We start from the raw sequence: 18223 nt of genomic DNA, 5'->3' as shown, positions 1-18223 counted from the left end.
CGGCATGTCCCTCTCAGCCCCTCGCGATAAGCAAAGTTCAAAAGCACGGCTAAATTGGCTGTTTCGACAATCTACAGGTGAATTGCCGGACGATCTGCAAATTAGATTCACTTGGCCTAGCAGAAGTGAGAGCACTCAATTTGATCTAAATAAGATTATGGATAATCCGTCTCTTGTCGAAGAGGGTAAGAAAGGGTTGCAGCTATTGGGTTTTAGGGTGTTCATCTCGCGTAGGCTGTCAGGGCGCTTTACACAAAGAAGAAACTTTATAGTGGATTTGGAAGAAGTAGTTCCTGAATTTTATCGCGAGGTCGGACAATATCTTGTCCCTTGGCGCGAGAAAGCCCCGCAGATTAGAAATAGTCGTCACGATGCAGAGGATGTTTCTGTTCAGGCTTTGAATGAGGAAAGTTCTTCTGAAGCTATATCAGAAGCTGCTGGATAAATTGTTTCTTGAGGGTGCTGATAACACAAGGCCATTTGGCTCTTGTGTTATCATGCACTTTGCAGAGAAACGGAGCAGCACAGTCCCGGCCGGTGCAACCGGCTGGTTGGATGACCGCCGAGAAGATCGCGTCACCGAGCGGCGCACCGCTCCAGGCGATCGGGAATTGTTGTCGAACGTTTCACGATCAGTGGAGGCTCGGAGAGGCGACACGTGCCCGAAAAAGGCGGTGGCGTGCAGCGCGGTTGCGCCGGCAGGGAAATCGGCTCATACCATTCAGAGCATATGTGAGGGCTACCCCGGCAAGTTGCTTTGAACCGGCAACTTTGCGACACTTGGACCACATGTTGAACTGAAGGGGCCGGACGCAAGGGGCGCGGGCAGGCGGAAGGATTGGAAGATGAACGTTGCGCGGTCCGTATTGCCGGAACTGACGCTTGCAATTCTGGCTGTCCTGTTGCTGCTGTCATCGCCTGTGAGAGCACAGGAGAACTTCTTCGAACGCGGCTGGACGCTCCAGCGTGAGGCCTCGTCGCTGCGTTTCCAGTCGGTCAAGAATCTCACCAAGGTCGAATCGAGCGGTTTTGCCGATTTCGCGGGCACGATCGACGAGACCGGTGCCGCGAGCATTCGCGTCTTTCTGGACTCGATCGATACCAAGATCGATCTCAGAAACGTCCGCATGCGGTTCCTTTTCTTCGAAACCTTCCAGTTTCCCGAAGTCGTCATTTCCACCCGGATTGATCCGGCGCTGCTCACCGATCTGCCCGCGCGCAAGCGCAAGGTCATTCCGCTCACCTACACGCTCACGCTCCACGGACTTTCCAAGACGCTGGAAGCCGAGGTGGCGGTCACGATCATGAGCGAGGATCTGGTCGCGGTCTCGACCACGGCGCCTATCTCGGTGGCGGCTTCCGACTTCGGCCTCGACGGCGGAATCCAGAAGCTGGAGGAAGCCGCGGACGTGGTGATCGTTCCCTCCGCGACGGTGTCCTTCGATTTCGTGTTTGCCCGCAATGCCGGCGACGGGGCGGAGGCGCAGACCGCGGTGTCTACCGCCACGCCGGCACCCACCACCCAGGCCGCCCCGCAGGCTGCGGCCGCTACGGCGCTGGAACCGGAGGGCAATTTCGATCTTGAGGCCTGCAAGGGCCGCTTCGAGATCCTGTCGCGTACCGGCAACATCTATTTCGCGAGCGGGAGCGCCCGCCTGGATGCGCGCAGCGCACCGCTGCTCAACAGTCTCAGCGACATCATCTCGCGCTGCCCGGGTCTCGTCATCGAGATTGGCGGCCACACGGACAGCGACGGAAGCGCTGCTGCGAACATTCGCTTGTCCGAGCGCCGCGCGGCGGCGGTGAAACAATACCTGACCCTGAAGGATATACCCTCGGACCGGATCGTGAGCGTCGGATATGGAGAAGCGCGCCCCGTGGCCCCGAACGGGACTGCCGACGGCAAACGCCGCAACCGTCGCATCGAGTTTGTCGTTGTCGAATAATCTCTGCATAGGCCGGTCCCGCGCAGTCCTTGTCGCCGCCTTGCTGCTGATGATGACGATGCTCGTCCCGCTACGGGCGAAGGCCGAAGTGCGTCTGGCGCTGGTCATCGGCAACGGGGCGTACAGCAATGTCACCGCCCTGGACAATCCGACCAATGACGCGATCCTGATGGCGGACGCCCTGCGTCAGGTCGGCTTTGACGTCACGCTGATTGCCGAAGCCACGCAGGAAAAGATGATCCGGGCGATTTCGGATTTCGGCCGCAATCTCCGCGAAGCCGGGGACGATGCGACGGGATTGTTCTACTACGCCGGTCACGGGGTGCAGTCTTTCGGGTCGAACTACCTTCTGCCCGTTGACATAGAGCTTCGGGATGCCGCCGATCTGAGCCTTGTGGGCGTCCCGGCGAACGCGGTGCTGCGGCAGATGTTCTCCGCCCGCAATCAGACCAACATCGTCATTCTCGACGCCTGCCGGAACAACCCCTTCGCGACGATCCCGGACCTGAGCGACAACGGTCTCGCCGAGATGAAGGCGCCGACAGGGACGTATCTCGCCTATTCGACGGCACCAGGCGAGATCGCCGTCGACGGGGGCGGCTCGAACAGTCCCTTCACCGAAGCGCTCGCGCGGCGGCTCTCGACACCCGGCGTGCCGATCGAGGCGCTGTTCAAGGATGTGCGCGTCGAGGTGCTTGAGGCGACGGGGGGAAACCAGACGCCGTGGGACACGTCTTCCCTGACCGTCGACTTCCAGTTTGCGCCGGCCGTGGCGCTTTCTGCGGAAGAAATCCAGACGCGCCAGCTTTGGGAGTCCGTCCGGCTCAGCCGCGATCCGGTTCAGGTGCTCCTGTTCCTGCGGGCAAGTCCCGTCAATCCCTATACACATGAAGCGCGCGCGCTGCTGCAGGAACTCATGGCGAAGGAACTGCAGGCGGAGACGAGTGCGCCGCAGCCGGAAGCGCCGAAGGCGGAACCCGTCGATCCCGTGCAGTCCGAACGCGACCTGATCGAGCAGGCACGCCAAGCGGGAACCGCCGAGGCCTATCGGAAATATCTGGACGCTTTTCCTGCGGGGGCCTTCGCGGAACTCGCGCGGCTTGAACTTCAGACCATCGTGAAGAGCGGGACCGGCTCCGATCCGATTGCAGAAGCGCCCGAGCCTCAGGCGCCGGCAACAGACACGCCCGCGTCCGGTCCGCCGCAGGTCGTGATGTTCAATGCGCCGCTGGGTGTCGGAGATCCGGAACTCGCGCGCCGGAGCATCGCGGAGCTCATCACCGGTTTTCCGCGCTTCCCGCCGATCGAGGGCCTTCCGGAGGCCGTCTGGAAGGACAAGACATGCGCCTCCTGCCATCAATGGGAACAGTCGAACCTGTGTGAACAGGCGCAGATCTACGTGGGAGACAAGACGCGGACGGTCGCCAAGCAGCATCCGCTCGGCGGTGTCTTCAAGGAAGCGCTGGGCATCTGGGCGCGGGACGGCTGCCAATAGGGCCGCCGTATCCGGATCGGCGTCAGGCCTGCCGCATCAGCCGCCGGAAGCTTCCGCAAGCCCGTCGAAGGCGGCCAGGGCTTCCGCGCCATAGATCATCGACGGCCCGCCGCCCATGTAGACGGCAACGCCGATGACTTCGATGACTTCCTCGCGGCTGGCGCCGTGCCGGGCCGCGGCGCGGGCATGATAGGCAAGACATCCGTCGCAACGCGCAGTGATGCCGATGGCAAGGGCGATGAGCTCCTTGGTCTTGGCGTCGAGCGCCCCGGGTTTTGTCGCCGCCGCCGCCAGCGCTCCGAAGCCCTTGGCGACATCCGGCGCCCCCTTGCGCACAGCGGCCATGCGTGCGTCGGTCTGTTCTACGAAGGCGGTCCAGTCAGATATGGCCATGCGCGATACTCCTCACGTTCGTGAAAACCTGTCGTGAGTTGTAATCGGCGCAGCGCGCGCGGGCGTTGATGTGGCTCAAGCGAAGCCGGGATCGGTGCGCCGTCGGCGCACCGCAGGGGTGTTGATCAAGGGGCTGTCATCTCGTGGACGATCTGCCGGCCGCGCAGCATGCCCTCCTGCAGGAGTCGCTACCCGAGCACGATCACCTTGGCGCCGATGTCGACGCGGTCATAAAGGTCGATGATGTCCTGGTGCCACATGCGGATGCAGCCGCTGGAAGCGTTGGTGCCTATGCTGTTCGGCTGGTTGGTGCTGTGGATGCGGTAGAGCGTGTCCTTGTTGCCCTGCCACAGATACAGTCCCCTGGCGCCGATCGGGTTGCTGGGGCCGCCTTCCTGGCCGTCGTCGTATTTGGCAAGTTTCGGATCCCGTTCGATCATTTCGTCGGGCGGAAACCATTTCGGCCATTCGCGCTTGAAGCGGATCTCCGCCTCGCCGTTCCAGGAAAAGCCGGCCCGTCCGACGCCGATGCCGTAGCGGATCGCCCGGCCGCCGGGCTGGATCAGGTAGAGGAATTTCTCCCGCGGATTGACGACGATCGTCCCGACGGGATAGCGCGAGGGGTAGAACACCACCTGGCGCAGATATTTCGGATCGAATTTCTGATACTGGATGCCCGGCAGCGAGAACCCGCCGTCCGTGACGGGCGCATAGGCCGTCGCGTAATCCGGTGTTCCGTCCGCCAGTGTCGAAAGTCCGGCCGAGAGCGGCGCGCTCTTCCGGCTCTGGCATGCGGCCAGCAGAAGCGGGATGCCGGCAATGAAACTGCGGCGGCTCACATATGACGCCATGTGCACGTCCTTTCCTAGGTGTCTCGCCACTCCGGTTTCGGAAGCGGATCAGGACGCCAGAAGGGGATCCTCACAGGATCGGAGAATGGATAAATCGAATACGCAACGTGAATTTGAAAAGACATCATTATGGTAAACGGCAGCTTAACGCCAGTGTCTCATCCCGCCCGAAGGCGGTTTGGGCCCGTTTGAGCGTGGTATCGGCTTCGTTTGTCGAAGAATGGGGCGCCGGTCGATGTGCGATGCGCCTGACCGGTAACCGATAACGGCGATCGAATGGTGCGGAGCCACCTGCGGTCGGCACCACGTCCTGTCCCGCGCCATCGGTCCATGGTGATGCCTGCTGGCGGCGGGCGGGACAGTTCGCCCACCGCCGCCGGGTCTTCATTTCTCGCCGGATCCAGACTTTCCTGCCCGGTTCATGCCGTCGTCCGGCTCCTGGCCGAAAAACGTCCCGCCGAGCTGTCCGCCCGTATTGGTCTTTTCCGCCTTGCGCAGGATCCGCTCGGCCTCTTCCGTCGCCTCGGTGCGGCTCTTCTTGCTCATTGTCGTGGACATGGACTTCTCCTGTCTGTGTTGGTTCCGGGAGGAAAACGGGCAGGGAAGCGGATCGTTCCGATCACGGTAAATCTTCGCTGCGCCGCACATCGGAAAAGACAGCCGATATGGCGAACAGATGAATGAATTCAATTATTTGGCACTCGTTGTGAAAGAGTGCCAAATTTTTCGGCAGCCCCTCTTGAAAATCCGGAAAATTGCATCAATCTTCTAGGCGCGCGACGCCGATCGGGTTGCGCGGCCCCGGTCCGGGCGCGCCCGGGCCGGAGGAACCTCTCTTCAAATTGTTTGTCCTGAAGGAGAACGATATGACGTTCCGTCCATTGCACGACCGTATTCTGGTCCGCCGCATCGAGGCCGAGGAAAAGACGGCCGGCGGCATCATCATTCCCGACACCGCCAAGGAAAAGCCGAGCGAGGGCGAAGTGATTGCCGTCGGTCCCGGTGCGCGCGACGACAGCGGCAAGCTGATCGCACCGGACGTGAAACCCGGCGACCGCATCCTGTTCGGCAAATGGTCCGGAACCGAGATCCGGCTCAATGGTGAAGATCTCCTGATCATGAAGGAGAGCGACGTCATGGGCGTGATCGAAACCTCCGAGTCCGCGAAGAAGGCCGCCTGACGGCTTCTTCTCTCCACTCAGTCAATCCATCAGTCAAAGCTGCCTGTTAAAAGGAGTTATCCGATGGCTGCCAAGGAAGTGAAATTCCATTCCGACGCGCGTGAGCGCATGCTGCGCGGTGTCGACACCCTTGCCAACGCCGTGAAGGTGACGCTCGGTCCCAAGGGCCGCAACGTCGTCCTCGACAAGTCCTTCGGCGCACCGCGCATCACCAAGGACGGTGTGTCCGTCGCCAAGGAAATCGAACTGGAAGACAAGTTCGAGAACATGGGCGCCCAGATGGTGCGCGAAGTCGCCTCCAAGACCAACGACATGGCCGGTGACGGCACCACCACCGCAACGGTGCTCGCCCAGTCCATCGTCCGCGAAGGGGCGAAGGCCGTGGCCTCGGGCATGAACCCGATGGACCTGAAGCGCGGGATCGACAAGGCGGTGGACGCCGTGGTCGCCGAACTGAAGGCCAATGCCCGCAAGATTTCCAGCAACGACGAGATTGCCCAGGTCGGCACCATTTCGGCCAACGGTGACGGCGAGATCGGCCGCATGCTGGCCGACGCCATGGACAAGGTCGGCAACGAGGGCGTGATCACCGTCGAGGAAGCCAAGACCGCCGACAGCGAGCTGGAAGTGGTCGAGGGCATGCAGTTCGATCGCGGCTACCTGTCGCCCTATTTCGTCACCAATCAGGACAAGATGAAGGTCGAGCTGGAAGATCCCTATGTCCTGATTCACGAGAAGAAGCTCTCCAACCTGCAGGCCATGCTGCCGTTGCTGGAATCGGTCGTCCAGTCCGGCAAGCCGCTGCTCATCATCGCGGAGGATGTCGAGGGCGAGGCCCTGGCGACGCTGGTGGTCAACAAGCTGCGCGGCGGCCTGAAGATCGCGGCGGTCAAGGCGCCCGGCTTCGGCGATCGCCGCAAGGCAATGCTGCAGGACATCGCCATCCTGACCGGCGGTACCGCCGTTTCCGAGGATCTCGGCATCAAGCTGGAAAATGTCACCCTGGAAATGCTCGGTCGCGCCGGCAAGGTGGTCATCGAGAAGGAAAACACCACCATTGTCGAAGGCGCCGGCTCGAAGGACGAGATCGACGGCCGTGTCCGGCAGATCCGGGCGCAGATCGAGGAAACCACCTCCGACTATGACCGCGAGAAGCTGCAGGAACGCCTGGCGAAACTCGCCGGTGGCGTCGCCGTCATCCGCGTCGGCGGGGCGACCGAGGTCGAGGTGAAGGAGAAGAAGGACCGGGTCGACGACGCCCTGCACGCCACCCGCGCCGCTGTCGAGGAAGGTATCCTGCCGGGCGGCGGTGTTGCCCTGTTGCGCGCCGCCAAGGCTCTTGACGGCGTCACGGCCGACAATGACGACCAGAAACACGGCATCGGCATCGTCCGCCGCGCTATCGAGGCGCCGGTACGCCAGATTGCCGAGAACGCCGGGGCGGAAGGCTCCGTCATCGTCGGCAAGCTGCGTGAGCAGGGCGACTTCGCCTATGGCTGGAACGCCCAGACGGACGAATTCGGCGATCTCTTCGCGCAAGGGGTGATCGATCCGGCCAAGGTCGTCCGCGCCGCCCTGCAGGACGCTGCCTCCGTCGCCGGCCTGCTGGTCACCACCGAGGCGATGGTCGCGGAAAAGCCCAAGAAGGAAGCTGCTCCGGCCATGCCGGGCGGCGGCGACATGGACTTCTAGGTCCCTGCCGGACAGACATCCGGCAGACCGCCACGGCACCCGCTCCCGGATGGGGGCGGGTGTTTTTGTTGCCCGGGGGCCATGCCCCGCCTTGTGACAGACCTTTGCTGCCGGTCTATCATCGGCCGCATCGGAAGGTTCCGGACACGCAAGGGAGACGGGAATGGAGGTGCTGCTTCTCGGCGCGGGCGCAGGCAAGGAATTCTGGGAGGGCGCGCCTGCGGACAGGCCGCCGCGCACCAGGGGCAAGCGCCAGGCGCAGAAGATCGGCGCCTTTCTGGGACGCGAGGAGCTGCGCCCGGACCGCGTCTTCACCGACGGCAGCCTGCGCGCCCGCATTACGGCGGAAAAGGCGCTCAAGGCCGCCGGCTGGACCGCCGGTGGCATCGAGACCTCGACCGTTCTTGCCGGGGGAAAGCTGCCCGATCTCTCCGCCGCCCGCTGCCCGTTGCTTGTTGCGCTGCCCGGCACGCTGCGGGCCCTGGTGGACGGCCTGTCCTGGTCTGGCGCCTCTCCGGAAGCTCATCCCGGCGTGCGCCCCGGCGTGCTTCTGCGTCTGTCGCTGAAGCCCGGTCGCATCCGCTTTCTCGCGCGCATCGATCCCGCTACCCTGCCCGATCTCTTTCCCTATCCTGCCCCGGATGGTGCGGGTCGACGCGAACGTCCGGCCTATTACTACCGCCAGTCCGCCGTCATCCCCTTCCGCCGCACGCCACGGGGACCGGAAATCCTCATCGTCGGCTCGTCCGGGGGGCACCACTGGACCGTCCCCAAGGGCATCGTCGATCCCGGCCTCTCCCCCGTGGCGTCGGCCCTGGTCGAGGCACGGGAAGAAGCCGGGGTCGAAGGCGAGGCGGATGCCACGCCCCTCGGCCGGTTCACCTATGAAAAATGGGGCGCGGCCTGCGAGGTCTTCGTCTTTGCGATGGAAGTGACACAGGTGCTGGAGGGGACGGCATGGGAGGAAAGCCATCGCCGGCGCAGATGGGTGTCCCGGAACGAAGCGGCGGAGCTGCTGCGGCTGGAAGCGTTGCGGCAGATGGTGGCGGAGATTTGTGAGGTCTCACCCTGAAGCCTGTCGCTTCCAGCGGCGCGAGGCCGGGACGGCGCTCTTCCTCGCAGTGCGGACAAGGTTCGCCCTCCGCTGTCAGCCGGTTTGTCGCCGCCGGCGTGTCCGGCTTCGGGGATACGCCAGCACTTTCACGGTCGCCGCCACGACCAGCGCGCACAGGCCCGCCTTTGTCCAGGTTTCCATCGTGCCCTCGATCAGCAGCGCATGGACAACGCTGCCGCTGACGATGACCGCCGCCAGGGCCATATGGGCGCGCCGCCAGATGCGCGGAGGCAGGCGGCGGCGGAGGACGGCGAGAAGGGCGGCGGCGAAAACGGCCCACATGGCGATCACGCCCCAGGGGGAAAACGGCGTCGGCGAGCGGAACACAAGCGCGTCGATCACATCCGGCGGACTGGTGATCCACAGGCCTGCGACATGGACGACGACCACTGCCACCAGCAGGCCGCCGGTCCAGCGGTGGATACGCCGTCCGCGCAGACCGGCAAGGCCCGGCATCATGCCTCCGGCCAGCAGGGGTTGGAGCAGCAGCAGCGTCATCGCGATGACGCCGGCAAAGCCGGCGGCGATATAGACCGGCTGGCGCCATTGCAGCAGTGGACTTGCCGCCGCAGCGGCCAAGGGAAGGAGGATCGCCGCCGCCAGGACGGTCCAGGTCAGGAGCGCGCGCAGGCGGTACGTGGCTGTCGCCATGCCCCGCTCAGGCAGGCTGAAGGACAAAATGCGCCTCGAGGCTGCTGTCCTTCGCGCTCGACAGCACCGGGCGCAGGAAGACAGTCTCGAAGTCGCCGCTGTCATAGGCCAGGTGGCCGTGCGGCTGGCCGAAGGCCGGCACGATCTGCGGCATTTCCAGGCGGAAGACGCCATTGGCGTCGGTCAGCGTCGCCCCGTGGCTGCGCCGGTCGCGCTCGTGACCCTCCGTGGTATGTGCCCAGATCTGGATGCGCTGGCCGGCCAGCGGAGCGCCGTCGCCCGCGCGGCGGACCGTTCCGGTCATCCAGAACCCGCCGCTGCCGATCCGGTCCACGATGGGAGCGTCGGGCAGATAGTTGTTGGCACCTCCGCGCATCGACGGCGTCGGCGCCAGTCCCTCGGCCCGGGCGGGAACGACAAGTCCGGACGCTGCGGTCACCACGGCAGCACCGCCGGTGGCAAGCAGGCGGCGGCGGGTGAGGAGGTCGGTGGTCATCGGGCTCTCTTCCATAGGACACACTGCCCGGCGGCTTGCCGAGCGCTTTGATACGAAATTATAGCGCGTTTGTGGCGATTTCCGAGTTGTGGCCTGCGCGGATGCGATAAACCGCGCTCACGGTTGCGTGAAGACCTGCTGCCGTGTGACTGACAGCGATGCGCGTGACGAGACGGCTGGGCGCCGCACGCGTCACCTTTATCGCCGAGGGGCGCACGCAGGGCATTCGCTTTCCCCGCTTGCCGTTCCGGACGCAGCGGAGCGAAGATCCGGGATCCCCAAAGATTGCGTTCTCGGCGAAAGCTGACCGCCAAGCCACTGCGTCCGGAATCCGTGGATCGAGTCCGGCAGGGTCTGGCTACCGATTGCCCGGGCCGGACTTCCTGCTAAGAGTTCACCCATGGGACGCATTCTGGAAACCGACCTCTACCTGCCGGTCAAGACCTTCCTCGAGAGTCAGGGCTACGAGGTCAAGGCGGAGGTGGGCGCCGCCGACATTGTCGCCTGCCGCGAGGGCGAGGATCCGGTGATCGTCGAGTTGAAGACCGGCTTCACCCTGAGCCTGTTCCACCAGGCGGTGGACCGCCAGTCGATCACTGACGCGGTCTATGTCGCCGTTGCACGGGGACCGGGAAAACGGTTTCTGGCAAGCCTCAAGAACAACATCAAGCTTGCCCGGCGGCTGGGCATCGGCGTCATCACCGTGCGTCTTGAAGATGGTTTCATCGAGGTCCCCCTCGACCCGGCGCCCTTCACCCCGCGCAAGTCCAAAACCCGCAAGGCCCGACTGCTGCGCGAATTCTCCCGCCGCGTCGGCGATCCCAACACCGGCGGCTCGACCCGGGTGACCCTGGTCACCGCCTACCGCCAGGACGCGATCCGCTGCGCCGAATACCTGCACGCCAACGGTCCCAGCCGCGGCGCCGATGTCGCCAGGGCAACCGGCGTCTCCCGCGCCACCCGCATGATGGCCGACGACCACTACGGCTGGTTCGAACGGGTCGACCGCGGGGTTTATGGGCTGACGCCGAAAGGGCAGGAAGCCGTGACGCCCTGACCTCCGCTTCCCCGGCTCCGTTCCTTCTGCTCCGGCGTCCTTCCGCCTGTCGGGTAAATGGGATCGCCTGAGGTTCCCCCCGGGACGTCATCCCCGCCCGCGAGCGGGGACCCATTCCACCTCGCCACATGCCGCAGGGCCGGATGATGTCCGATCATGCCGCCAACGCCGGTTTCCACATTCCCCTCTCTGGAAACCCATGGATCCCCGGTCGCGCTGCGCTTGCCGGGGATGACTGCCGGGGAGGAGGCGGCTCCGTGCCACTAGCCCCGGCGATATCATGCCGCCTCTCCGTTTGCTCAGGGGGAGAGAGGTAGGATCCGGAACATCCGACGCTGAAAACAGGGTTCTTCGGTTTCGCTCACACCTCTCCCCCCGGGACGTCATCCCCGCCTCCGAGCGGGGATCCATTCCACCTCGCCACGTGCCGCAGGGCCGGATGATGTCCGATCGTGCCGCGACGCCGGTTTCCACATTCCCGTCGCTGAAAACAGGGTTCTTTGGTTTCGCTCACACCTCTCCCCCCCGAGGCGGTCATCCCCGGCTTGACCGGGGATCCAATCCACCTCACCACGTGCCGTAGGGCCGGATGATGTCCGATCGTGCCGCCAACGCCGGTTTCCACATTCCCCTCTCTGGAAACCAATGGATCCCCGGTCGCGCTGCGCTTGCCGGGGATGACTGCCGGGGAGGAGGCGGCTCCGTGCCACTAGCCCCGGCGATATCATGCCGCCTCTCCGTTTGCTCACCTCTCTCCCGCCGGGGGAGAGAGGTGGGATCCGGAAAGTCCGACGCTGAAAACAGGGTTCTTCGGTTTCGCTCACACCTCTCCTCCCCGGGACGTCATCCCCGCCTCCGAGCGGGGATGACGTCCACCTCGCCACATGCCGCAGGGCCGGATGATACCCGGTCGTACCGCCAACGCCGGTCTCCACATTCCCCTCTCTGGAAACCAATGGATCCCCGGTCGCGCTGCGCTTGCCGGAGATGACTTCCGGGGAGGAGGCAGCTCCGTGCATCCTGCTGCGGTCCCCCCAAGTCTGTCGGATAAATGGGATCGCCTGACGCTCGCTTCCCCCGGGGCGTCATCCCCGCCCGCGAGCGGGGATCCATTCCACCTCGCCACGTGCCGCAGGGCCGGATGATGTCCGATCGTGCCGCCAACGCCGGTTTCCACATTCCCGTCTCTGGAAATCAATGGATCCCCGGTCGCGCTGCGCTTGCCGGAGATGACTTCCGGGGTGGAGGCAGCTCCGTGCCAACAACTCCGGCGACACGATGCAGCCGCGCTGCTTGCTGTTCGGGCCCCTCCCTTCGGCACATCGACGGCGATTTCCCGCATGACACAACCGGATCGCCGGACTACCCTGGCGCGCATGAGTTCAGGAGATTGGTCAGATATGGAAAATGACGCCGTTGTGGCGGCCTATTTTGCCATGCTCGGTGACGAGCTGTCCGGCCGTTCGTATGTGAAGGCGGAGCACAATCGTTTGCTGCAGCAACAGACCGGCCGTAGCCGTGGGTCCATCGAATTCAAGCTGTGCAACGTCTCGGCAGCCGCCTTGGGTCTTGGCCTGCCGATCGTCAGGGGCTATCGACCCCGGTTCAATTTCCAGATGGCGCTTGCCGAAGCCGTATCTCGCTGGCTGGCGCGGCATGCGGACTGGGAAGCCGCTCTCAATGGAGCCCGATCTTCCGGGTTGGCGGACCCTCAAGCCTTGTTCATCGGTGTCGCTCCGACACTCCGAAACGCACCTCCGCCAGAAGAAACAGAAAAGCTGATCGCCGTCGCCCGGCGTTTCGACGTCGCCGGCCGCGATGAGCGCAACCGGGCGCTGGGCCATGCGGGCGAGGAGCTGGTGTACCATCACGAACGCGGGCAGTTGCTGCGCCACGGCCGCGACGATCTCGCCAGGCGGGTGCGCTGGGTTTCAAAGGAAGACGGTGACGGCGCGGGTTTCGACATTGCCAGCTTCACGCCGGAGGGCCGGGATCGTCTGATCGAGGTCAAGACCACCAACGGCTGGGAACGCACGCCCTTCCACATCTCGCGCAACGAACTGGACGTGGCCGAGGCCCGCCGCGACGACTGGTACCTCTTCCGCCTCTATGAGTTCGCCCGAGAACCAAAAGCCTTCGAATTGCGCCCGCCGCTGGAGGCGCATGTGGCCCTGACGGCGACGAGTTTCCTGGCGGGTTTCGGGTGACGGGGCCGGGCTGCATTCGGCCCTTTCCTGCCGTTTGTCCGGCTCCATGGTGCTGCAGTGTAGCCAGTCGAAGGCGACATTCACGGCAACGGCCAAATCAGGACACTCGGTAACGTCTTCAAGGCCCTGCTACGCGGCTGAACTGTCACGTGGAAGCCGGGTTGGTCCGTAGCAGGCGGCTGACTGGTCGCTGTACCAGGCCCAGACCCAGTTTCCGTAATCATAGTGCCACCATTCACTGGGCAGGTTGGTGAAGCCAGCCGCTCTTGTCGCTTCCAGCAATGTAGTTCGGCGTTCTGCGTAGAGAGGTTCGACTGGAGCACTGGTCCAGCTTCTGTCGTTTGGGTCATCGAATTTGCTACCCATATCCAACAAACGTCCCGTTTGATCTGCAAGTGTCAGGTCCACTGAACCACCCGTCAGATGTGGACTTGGACTGACCGGGTCTTCCGATGGCAGGGAGGCGAATTGTTGGGTCAGGTGATCAACCTCTTCCTCTTTGAGATGGGGATTGTTGCGCGCCACGGTCAGGTGCATCTCCCGATAGAGAAGGGCCTGGACTTCCTTTGGCCTCCAGCCGTCAAGCAGCACAAGTCGGTAATGGGGCTGGAGCGCATCTGCGACCTTCGACAGTCGCTCATAGACACCTTTGCGCACCCAGATATCCGTCAAGGCTCCTCTGATACCCTGCCTGTGGTAGATCGGATGGGTGATCCATTTCGAATTGTGCGCGACCTGGACAAGCGGTTCGTCGGAGCAACCGGCAGAAATGGTTTTCGCCATTTCCCGGGTTAGTGCCGCGGTTCGTTCATGTGACATCTATCTCAAAATGCCCGGCAAGAAGAGGGTCAGGCCTGGCACCGAAATCACCAGAAACAAGACGGCCAGGGCGACAGCAATGAAAGGCCATATGGCGACAAACAGACGAGCGATATCGACCTTGCCTACTGCGGAGGCGACAAAGATGCATGCACCCATGGGCGGCGTTATCAGCGCAATTGTAATGTTGAGCGTGATGACGATACCCAAATGAACAGGATCTATTCCGGCAGCTTGTGCGACAGGCAGGAAAATCGGGGTCAGAAGCATCAACGCTGACACTTCTTCCATAAACATGCCCGTGATGAAGGTGACAAGCGACAGCGCCAGCAGCGTCAGGGTCGGACTGTCCACGAAGGGTGCAATTATGCCTGCAAAGGATTCTGGCGCTTTTGCAAAGGCAAGCTCCCATGAAATGATGGAGGAAATTGCGATGATGACAAAAATGGCCGAGGTGAGCGTGGCCGTTTCGCGCAAGGACACCCAGATACTGTGCGCATTCAAATTCCGCGACATCACGCCCCAAATGAGAACATACGCGACTGTCAGGGCGCCGGACTCCGTCGGTGTCACAATACCAAGCACGATGCCGGCAACAATAATGATTGGCGCGACAAGTGCGGGAAGTGCGCTGTAGGTGGCCTGAAAAATCTCCCTGATCTGCGCACGCCGGTTTCGTTTTTCGACATTGTAGATGCGCGAATAAACGACGTTCATGGCCATGAAGGCGATGCCAAGCGCCAGTCCGGGAAGCACGCCGCCCAGGAACAGGCTTCCCACAGAGGTCCCCGTTTGACTGGCGTAGAGGATCATGAAGATGGAAGGTGGAACGATGGGTCCGATGAGGGAACTCGCCGCTGTCAGTCCCGCTGCATAGGAACCGGGAAAGCCTGCCTTTCGCATGCCGGGAATCAGTAGCGTCCCGAGTGCCGAGGTATCTGCCACTGCCGATCCGTTGATGCCGGCGAAAAACACACTTGCAACAACATTGACATGACCCAGACCACCTCGCAAATGCCCAACCAGCCGGTCCGCCAGTTTCAAGAGACGTGGCGTCATGTGGCCGTGGTTCATCAGGTTGCCGGCCAGAATGAAGAGCGGGATCGCCATCAACGAGAAGACGTCGATACCACCAAATGCCTGCTGCGGCATAATGCGGCTCATCTGATCAAAGCCGACGAAGTAGAACCCCACGACAGCGGTTGCCATCAGGCTGATAAAGAGCGGAACTCCGATCACCACGTTGATGAGCATGACGGCCAGCATGGTCGCGATCATTCGTCATCCTCCACGGTGGGCTGGGGCAGCGGTTTTGGCCCGTTCAGCAAAACCATCAGGAACAGGAGCGAAAAACCGATCGGCATGACGGCAACCGGTACGGACCGCGAAATCTGTAGTCCGGGCGTTGTGAAAAAGCCCACACCACCCATGTACCTGTATGAGAACCAGGCCATCATGCCCGTCAGGATCAATGTCAAAAGCCATTGATAGAATACGACAAGCTTGCGCGCGCGCTCGGAAATCTTCGTTTCGATGAACGAAACACGCATATGCCCCCCGTTCACCCAAACCGCGCCGACACCGATCATGGCTGCTGCGATGATCGTGTAGCGGGCAAGCTCGTCGAACCAGATTGGTGACGCGCCCAGGAAATAGCGCGACCCCACACCATAAAGAATGAAAAGCGTAACCCAGGCGATAAGGAGGGCTGACACACCCAGAGTCAGGCGTGCCAACCAAGCTTGAAGCAGCTTTGTCATTTTGTGGTGAGAAGTTCAGGCTTGCCGATATCGTCGAAGGCCGCCTTTATGAAACTTTCGTCAATATTCTGCTCGCCCAACCACTTGATGAAGCTCGGCTGACCGACTTCCTGGAACTCGGCAAGCTGTTCATCAGTCGGGTAGATGACTTCCATGCCGTTTTCTTTGAGCCAATCAACGCGCTCCTGAACCGAGGACTGAACGCTTTCGCGGGTCATGGCATTGGCTTTGGCGACTGCCTGTTCGAGCACCTTGCGGTCCTCGTCCGAAAGGGAAGAAAGCCACGCTCCGTTGGCGACCAGATACTGCATGGAGTACTGGACATTGGCCATCGTCATGTATTTCTGCACTTCGTTCAAAGAACCGAGAATGATGTAAAGGGGCGGATTCATCTGGCCTTCAACGACGCCTGTCTGCAGGGCAGAATATACTTCTGTCCACGGAACAGGTGTGCCGGAAGCCCCCATTGCTTCGTACAGCGCAACCTGAGACGGGTCCATCGCGCGGAATTTCAGGCCTTCGAAGTCTGCAGGCTCATGAATGGGCTTGTCGGTGCTGGTGAAAGCGAGAAAGCCACCTTCTTCGACAACCGCCAGAATTTCCGAGCCACCCGTGCGCTCGCTGAACGCCTCTTCGACCATTTCCCAATATTTGCCTTCGTCAAAGAACTTGCGGGCTTCTTCGGGGCCGGAAAACAGGAAGGGCGTGGCTCCCACGAAGCTTTCCGGCACGATCGGAGACAGTCCGGCGGGACTTGCAATGTTCAACGAGGGGGTCGCAAGCGTGTTTTCCATGCGCTCTTGCTCATCACCCAGTTGCGAGTTCGGGTAAAGCTCGATTTCAATATCGGTCTTTTCCTCAACCATCTCTTTAAGCGCGACGGCGAAGTAGTGAACGGCGTTCTTTTTCGCGTCTGGAGCGCCGTTGTATCCAAGTTTGACGGCTTCTGCTTGCGCAGAAATGGATGTGGTCGCGAGCATAATCGCCGTAGCAATAAGTAGCTTTTTCACGAGTTATTCCTTCTGGATGGTTTTATATTTTTCTCTGAGACACCTCGGCTCCTCCCCTGGCAGAAAAGATGCCAGGAACGCGCCGAGACGACAAAAACACTAATGTCGGCACCCATGTTTGTAAACAAACATTTTTAATTGAGTTGATAACCAGATAACATTCCTTGAGACTCGCGCTGAGGTTTGAGGCTAGGCTGGAATACGCTGGAGGAGGGATCGATAATGGAACAGGAAGGCAATTTTCTAGCCGATGTAATCGGCAAGATGGAGGCGAGTTTCACGCAGATGGAAAGGCGCATCGCTGCCTATTTCCTGGCACGCCCGGATGCCATAATTGCTGAAACCAATGCCGAGATTGCCAAGAAACTCGACCTCAGTCCCATGACCTTGACGCGGTTTTTCAGGAAGCTCGGCTTTGAGGATACCGCCGATGCCCGCAACAAGGCGATCAGTGATGCATTCGGTCCTAAAAATGAGCGCGTTGACCGGCGGTTCAAGGACACTTTCCTGAGGCATCAAACAGAGGATTTCCGGAGACATCTGGAGCTGTCTCACGCCTCTGTCGATGCGGCGTTCAAGTTGCGAGGCGATAATCTCTGGAAGAAAATCGTCGATCTTGTCGTTCGATCAGATGCGGTCCACGTGACCGGTTTTCAAACAATGTACTATTTGGCCGACGGCTTTTGCCGGCGCCTTTCCTACCTGCGCGATCGGGTTCACGTTTCGGATGGAATAGATGGCGTCTACGCCGGTCTGCTGCCAGCCAAGGGGGAGCGTGTTGTCTTGATCATGATTGATGTGTTCCGCTATGGCGCACACGGACCAAGCCTTGCCAAGCTCGCCCGGGAACGGGGCATGGATGTGGTGATATTCGCGGATGAATTCTGCGATTGGGCGACCGGCATTACGCCCTATGTGCTGCGCTACCCGGCAGAGACGCACTTTTTTCTAGCCATGCCGCAAGGGATCACGGCAGGTCTCAATTTGCTGTTGCAGGATGCAAGTGCCGAGCTCGGAGAAGAGGCGGGGCAACGGGTTAAAAAACTGTCTGAAGCCCAAGACTACTTTGGCCTGTTTTTGGATTAGGTCACTGGATAGATGGTGGTTCCAAAACAGGTCTCACACGGTCTTGAAATGACTCCGTCTGTTCAGGATGGGAGACAAAACAGCCATTGTTGCGAACGGGACGAGAGGTCGTTTGTGCGTTCTTTGCCCTTTTCGCGATCACGGTGGATGTCCGGTCTTCGCAACACAATACAGCCAGCGCAATGGCCGGACCGAGGGCGCACCACTGACCGGCAGAACCGGGGCCGGGAGCGGACTGGCAGGTTTGGGTTCCGTTCGGGGTGAGCTGACATTCATCGACCCATCTGACGTCGCCGACGAATAGATAGGTGTAGAGATGCTGGGGTGCACTGAGGGCACGCAGTGGGGCCCCGGCGGGGATCCGGGCCGCCACATCGGCCAGACATTGCACCATCAGGTCGCCGTTGAGGGGGACGTCCTCGCGCATCAGTACTCCGAGCCCGGGAAAGACGATGAATGGCGGTG

18 protein-coding genes and 1 pseudogene are annotated in these 18223 nt (G+C 61.7%); 9 read left to right on the top strand and 10 right to left on the bottom strand.

Features of this window, described 5'->3' with window-relative positions:
- The 3 genes from DCO57_RS23620 to DCO57_RS21695 form a co-directional block, all read left to right on the top strand.
- Positions 1-445: hypothetical protein (locus tag DCO57_RS23620; RefSeq protein ID WP_208978081.1), on the top strand; the 445-nt coding region annotated here is incomplete at its 5' end.
- Between the two features lie 400 nt (positions 446-845).
- Positions 846-1946: an OmpA family protein gene (locus DCO57_RS21700; RefSeq protein ID WP_116701015.1), complete on the top strand. Its 1101-nt coding sequence runs from the start codon at positions 846-848 to the stop codon at positions 1944-1946.
- A complete protein-coding gene (locus tag DCO57_RS21695) occupies positions 1936-3441 on the top strand; it encodes a caspase family protein (RefSeq protein ID WP_208978080.1) in 1506 nt (501 codons plus the stop codon). The genes DCO57_RS21700 and DCO57_RS21695 overlap by 11 nt, the downstream gene beginning before the upstream one ends.
- Before the next feature lie 36 nt (positions 3442-3477).
- Here the strand turns inward: DCO57_RS21695 and DCO57_RS21690 are convergent, their stop codons facing one another.
- The 3 genes from DCO57_RS21690 to DCO57_RS23615 all read right to left on the bottom strand — a co-directional run bounded on the left by DCO57_RS21690 (position 3478) and on the right by DCO57_RS23615 (position 5243).
- Complete coding sequence (locus DCO57_RS21690; RefSeq protein WP_116701014.1) at positions 3478-3834, bottom strand: carboxymuconolactone decarboxylase family protein; 357 nt, start codon at positions 3832-3834, stop codon at positions 3478-3480.
- 188 nt (positions 3835-4022) lie between these two features.
- Positions 4023-4685, bottom strand: a complete 663-nt coding sequence (locus tag DCO57_RS21685; protein ID WP_116701013.1) for a L,D-transpeptidase — start codon at positions 4683-4685, stop codon at positions 4023-4025.
- Positions 4686-5069: 384 nt separating this feature from the next.
- Complete coding sequence (locus DCO57_RS23615) at positions 5070-5243, bottom strand: hypothetical protein (RefSeq protein WP_165814807.1); 174 nt, start codon at positions 5241-5243, stop codon at positions 5070-5072.
- Between the two features lie 308 nt (positions 5244-5551).
- On the opposite strand from DCO57_RS23615, the gene DCO57_RS21680 reads away from it, so the two are divergent.
- The 3 genes from DCO57_RS21680 (at position 5552) to DCO57_RS21670 (ending at position 8630) form a co-directional block, all read left to right on the top strand.
- A complete protein-coding gene (locus DCO57_RS21680) occupies positions 5552-5866 on the top strand; it encodes a co-chaperone GroES (RefSeq protein ID WP_116701017.1) in 315 nt (104 codons plus the stop codon).
- 63 nt (positions 5867-5929) lie between these two features.
- The gene (gene groL / locus DCO57_RS21675; RefSeq protein WP_116701012.1) at positions 5930-7558 is read left to right on the top strand and encodes a chaperonin GroEL; all 1629 of its coding nucleotides are present in this window, start codon (positions 5930-5932) and stop codon (positions 7556-7558) included.
- 163 nt (positions 7559-7721) lie between these two features.
- Positions 7722-8630, top strand: a complete 909-nt coding sequence (locus DCO57_RS21670; protein ID WP_116701011.1) for an NUDIX domain-containing protein — start codon at positions 7722-7724, stop codon at positions 8628-8630.
- 75 nt (positions 8631-8705) lie between these two features.
- On the opposite strand, the gene DCO57_RS21665 is transcribed toward DCO57_RS21670, so the two are convergent.
- Both DCO57_RS21665 and DCO57_RS21660 read right to left on the bottom strand, forming a co-directional pair.
- Positions 8706-9323 carry a ferric reductase-like transmembrane domain-containing protein gene (locus tag DCO57_RS21665; protein WP_116701010.1) on the bottom strand — a complete coding sequence of 206 codons (618 nt, stop codon included), beginning with the start codon at positions 9321-9323 and terminating at the stop codon, positions 8706-8708.
- A gap of 7 nt (positions 9324-9330) precedes the next feature.
- Positions 9331-9819 carry a twin-arginine translocation pathway signal gene (locus tag DCO57_RS21660; RefSeq protein ID WP_116701009.1) on the bottom strand — a complete coding sequence of 163 codons (489 nt, stop codon included), beginning with the start codon at positions 9817-9819 and terminating at the stop codon, positions 9331-9333.
- Between the two features lie 400 nt (positions 9820-10219).
- Here DCO57_RS21660 and DCO57_RS21655 point away from each other — a divergent pair, with 400 nt between their 5' ends.
- Both DCO57_RS21655 and DCO57_RS21650 read left to right on the top strand, forming a co-directional pair.
- Positions 10220-10876, top strand: a complete 657-nt coding sequence (locus DCO57_RS21655) for a DUF2161 family putative PD-(D/E)XK-type phosphodiesterase (protein WP_205756246.1) — start codon at positions 10220-10222, stop codon at positions 10874-10876.
- A 1400-nt stretch (positions 10877-12276) separates the two neighbouring features.
- Positions 12277-13083, top strand: a complete 807-nt coding sequence (locus DCO57_RS21650; RefSeq protein WP_244287994.1) for a DUF3883 domain-containing protein — start codon at positions 12277-12279, stop codon at positions 13081-13083.
- A 129-nt stretch (positions 13084-13212) separates the two neighbouring features.
- On the opposite strand, the gene DCO57_RS21645 is transcribed toward DCO57_RS21650, so the two are convergent.
- The 4 genes from DCO57_RS21645 to dctP are packed head-to-tail and all read right to left on the bottom strand — an operon-like array spanning position 13213 to position 16672.
- Positions 13213-13866, bottom strand: a complete 654-nt coding sequence (locus DCO57_RS21645) for a M15 family metallopeptidase (RefSeq protein WP_165814808.1) — start codon at positions 13864-13866, stop codon at positions 13213-13215.
- Positions 13867-13902: 36 nt separating this feature from the next.
- Complete coding sequence (locus tag DCO57_RS21640) at positions 13903-15180, bottom strand: TRAP transporter large permease (RefSeq protein ID WP_116701006.1); 1278 nt, start codon at positions 15178-15180, stop codon at positions 13903-13905.
- Entirely contained in the window at positions 15177-15662 is a 486-nt protein-coding gene (locus DCO57_RS21635) for a TRAP transporter small permease (protein ID WP_116701005.1), read from the bottom strand. Before DCO57_RS21635 ends, DCO57_RS21640 begins: the two co-directional genes overlap by 4 nt.
- Positions 15659-16672 (bottom strand): TRAP transporter substrate-binding protein DctP, encoded by a 1014-nt coding sequence (gene dctP / locus DCO57_RS21630; protein WP_205756245.1) that lies wholly within the window; start codon positions 16670-16672, stop codon positions 15659-15661. Before dctP ends, DCO57_RS21635 begins: the two co-directional genes overlap by 4 nt.
- Positions 16673-16894: 222 nt before the next feature.
- On the opposite strand from dctP, the gene DCO57_RS21625 reads away from it, so the two are divergent.
- Positions 16895-17758 (top strand): MurR/RpiR family transcriptional regulator, encoded by an 864-nt coding sequence (locus DCO57_RS21625; protein ID WP_116701003.1) that lies wholly within the window; start codon positions 16895-16897, stop codon positions 17756-17758.
- A gap of 1 nt (position 17759) precedes the next feature.
- Here the strand turns inward: DCO57_RS21625 and DCO57_RS23395 are convergent.
- Positions 17760-18223: pseudogene (locus tag DCO57_RS23395) on the bottom strand (hypothetical protein); the annotation flags it as partial.

Source organism: Labrenzia sp. 011, assembly GCF_003075075.1.
Lineage (GTDB): Bacteria > Pseudomonadota > Alphaproteobacteria > Rhizobiales > Stappiaceae > Roseibium.
The sequence above is the reverse complement of the archived record's forward strand: the minus strand, read 5'-3'. Positions and strand labels throughout refer to the sequence as shown.